A 3,293-nucleotide genomic window follows, 5' to 3' on the forward strand; every position below is an offset into this window, starting at 1 on the left:
AAAAAGCTTAGGAACATATTTAGCCAAAAAAGACTGGGAACAAAGATATTATGTTGATTTTTTCCCGCTTAAATATACACCATTTTTAGACTTTGAAACATTGATCGGGGAAGGCGGGGTTAGTGCCGCTGATTTAGTTGCGTACAATACCAGCGCACCGGAAAAGACAAGGCGCGTAGTTGACCGGTTGAGAGGATCTATTCCTCCAATTAGAGTTAAAAGGATCATGGACGAAAAGAAGCTGAATGAATATAACATAATAAAACATACAGCCCAAAATGATGCAGATATGCAAGCTTTATTTGATTTAGTTTACAATGATGTTGACTTCTGCGTTGAAAGTGTTCAACAGCGTTGCGAGTGGTTAGCATTGCAGGCGTTAAGCCAAGCCAGTGTTTCATTAACTAAGGATAATTCAGCGGGCGTCATAACAGAAAGTGCCGTTGATTTTCAATTGCCAACAGCTAATAAAGAAGTTGTTACAGCAGTTAATAGAAAATGGACAGTAGCCAATGCCAGCACTTCCAAACCTATTACTGATATTAAAACCATTTGCCAGGAAGCCAGGGGAAAGGGCGTTAAGATTAAGCATATTTTAATGAATCCAAGCAAATTAACGGACTTTTTAGCAAGTGAAGAAGTTAGCGCGTTTATTTATGGAATTATGATTAGTGAATCCGGTATAACTCCGGGCGTTGCTCCAACATTAGAAACAGTAAACCGCGTTTTAACTCAATCAGGCTTGCCAGATATTTTAATAATGGATTGTGTTATAGATATAGAAACAGAATCACACGATATTTCAAGTGTTGATCCCTGGACTTCAAAATATGTTAGCTTTATTCCAGAATTACCGTTGGGAAAATTTCTTCACGCGCCGATAGGCGCGGAAGCCGTCAAAGATCCTGGAATAATTCAGAGTAAAACAGGACATATTTTAGTACAAAGTATTTCTTCACAAGATCCAGTTATGCAAAAGACCGTCGGTTTAGCAAATGCTTTTGTATCTTTTGACAAAATAAACCAGGTATGGAGCTTGAATACAGAAAGCAATACTACCTGGTAGAAGTAAATAAGATTTTTAATTTTATGTAATTTGTAAACTCTTTTTTAAGGATCAATGGAAACGGTCGAATCCATTGATTAGCAACGGGGCGATCTATATCGCTTTTGTTTATCTCTTTGTTAGTGATATTCCATTCACTAATCACCAGGGGGAAGGGTTAAATCACTTCCCCCAACAGTAACAGCGGGGAAAGCTGAAGAGGTAAAGGGTTTATGTCTTAGTGATTAAAAATCGTTTGAATATGAGCTTATTTTGAGATGATAAAAAATAAATTATAACTCAATATTGAATTATACAATCTAATTTGTTATTATTTGATTATATATAATGAAAAAGCTCCCGGACTCTACAAAAGTGGGAGCTCTTTCAAAAACGATTTTATTTCAGTTTCTACCCGCATAGTAGCGGGCATTACCTCTTTTTATATTTTAACAGAGGTTAGCAAATAAGTAAATATCAAAGAAAGGAAAGGATAAAAGCAAATGCAAATTTTAGGTGAACTATTTGTAACCGATAATACCAAATTGGTTTTATCAAAAGGTGAATTCAAAGGCCAAGAACGAATTGACCTAAGAACAGAATTTAACAAAGACGGTGAATTTATTAAAACCAGAAAAGGAATCAATTTTAATGCCGAATGGGTTGATGATTTTATTAAATTGGTCGAAAAACTGAAAGACTAAACTCCGGTAGTTGAAAGACTGCCGATAAAAAGCCGGGGCAAAGAGGTAACTCCCGTCGCTTCTTTGCCCTGGCTTAATGACGGGAGATGATTAATATTAAGAAAGATGAATATCCGGAATTAGAACATCCTTACGATAAAAGAAGCAGAATAGAAGCGATAAAATATCCAGAGCGCAATGGTTCAGATGAGATATTTGATAATGAATTATGCGAATTTGTCAAGTTACCAACAGAACAACACAAACGAATCAAATATGGATTTTATCAGGCAAATATATATTCATTGTTAAGGCCAAAAGCGGTGAAGCTTTACGATATTATTTTATTTAATACTGATAAATGGCAAAAAACATATATTGGCAATGATAAATTAAGTAAATATTCAGGCTTATCAATAGAGGATATATCAAAGAGAAGTAACTCATTATTAAATGAATTGGAATATTATCATTTGATTCATAGACACTATACGCCACATTCCAGGGATAAAAGAAAAAGTAGGTGCATAATTATTCATAGGTGGGATAAGGCTTTTGAGTTATTGAAAAGGGATAAAAGAATAATAACAGATGAAAATGGAAATATTACATCAATAGTTGAGCCTTTTTTGGATTATCTCAAAAGAACAAAGAATAAATAAACTCTATAAGGTGGTTAATATCCCACCATATAGACACTGATAAAATTAGAGCAATAGGGGTAGGTGGTTAAAATCCCACCGGGGTAGGTGGTTAAAATCCCACCTTATAAGATACAAGAATAGGTTAGTAAGGATTAGGTGTATTTCTTTTCTCTCTTAGTCTTTTCTTAGAGTCTTATTCTTAGTATTAGGGGTATTTAGGAAAAAGGCCGTTCTTAGGTATTAGAAAGACTCTATTTACCCGGAGAGGCGCAACATAATAAAAATAAGGAAAGGAGTTAGGTTTATGGAAGTTAAAGAATTTATAATTGAGTTAATAAAAGTTGACAAGGTTTATAATGACATGATTGATAATTTAATGGGGGTTTTGGATGATCAATATTTAGATAAAATGTTACCAGAATATGGGGAATCATTAGAAAATAAAATTATGGATTTTGTTGGAATACCAAAAGAACGTGCATATAAAGAGTTAGACAAGATTGATGGTTATGGTTATTGTAGGGACTTGATTTCAGAAGAATATTGGGATTTAAGGGATAGTGGAAAATATAAAGAGGCTTATCGGTTATTAATAGATGAAGCAAAAGAAATGAAAGAAAACTTAGTAAAGGAGAAAAAATATAATGGAGAATGAAAAACAAGTTACTTATATACCGGAAAAATTATCTGAAAGATTATCTGAATATGGTAAAAAAATGAGAGTAACAGCAACAGCAGTATATTTACACTTAGTTATTGAATGTAGCAAAAATAATACTCATGAAACAGATCTAACAGATGAACAGCTTTCTCAAATAGTAGGGGTATCACTCTCAACAATCAGAAGATCATTAACCAAGTTAGATAAATATAATTTTATCAAAAGAAAGCGTATCGGGGTACGCAGGAAAATCACACTAT

At 33.7% G+C, this 3,293-nt stretch carries 5 protein-coding genes; all 5 read left to right on the forward strand.

Annotation, left to right across the window (positions count from 1 at the left end; genetic code table 11):
• Positions 1 to 1,066 (forward strand): major capsid protein (locus KO361_03135; protein MCC7574562.1); only part of this gene is annotated, 1,066 nt, incomplete at its 5' end.
• Between the two features lie 482 nt (positions 1,067 to 1,548).
• Positions 1,549 to 1,749: a transcriptional coactivator p15/PC4 family protein gene (locus KO361_03140; protein ID MCC7574563.1), complete on the forward strand. Its 201-nt coding sequence runs from the start codon at positions 1,549 to 1,551 to the stop codon at positions 1,747 to 1,749.
• 86 nt (positions 1,750 to 1,835) lie between these two features.
• The gene (locus KO361_03145; protein ID MCC7574564.1) at positions 1,836 to 2,390 is read left to right on the forward strand and encodes a hypothetical protein; all 555 of its coding nucleotides are present in this window, start codon (positions 1,836 to 1,838) and stop codon (positions 2,388 to 2,390) included.
• 286 nt (positions 2,391 to 2,676) lie between these two features.
• Positions 2,677 to 3,027 carry a hypothetical protein gene (locus KO361_03150; protein MCC7574565.1) on the forward strand — a complete coding sequence of 117 codons (351 nt, stop codon included), beginning with the start codon at positions 2,677 to 2,679 and terminating at the stop codon, positions 3,025 to 3,027.
• A partial coding sequence (locus KO361_03155) for a DeoR family transcriptional regulator (GenBank protein ID MCC7574566.1) occupies positions 3,017 to 3,293 on the forward strand: 277 nt, incomplete at its 3' end. The genes KO361_03150 and KO361_03155, both read left to right, overlap by 11 nt.

It is taken from the genome of Candidatus Woesearchaeota archaeon (assembly GCA_020854775.1).
Classification (GTDB): domain Archaea; phylum Nanobdellota; class Nanobdellia; order Woesearchaeales; family 21-14-0-10-32-9; genus 21-14-0-10-32-9.

Coding starts and splice junctions, on each gene's coding strand:
- KO361_03140 (MCC7574563.1), top strand. CDS start 1,549: ATGCAAATTTTAGGTGAACTATTTGTAACCGATAATACCAAATTGGTT.
- KO361_03145 (MCC7574564.1), top strand. CDS start 1,836: ATGATTAATATTAAGAAAGATGAATATCCGGAATTAGAACATCCTTAC.
- KO361_03150 (MCC7574565.1), top strand. CDS start 2,677: ATGGAAGTTAAAGAATTTATAATTGAGTTAATAAAAGTTGACAAGGTT.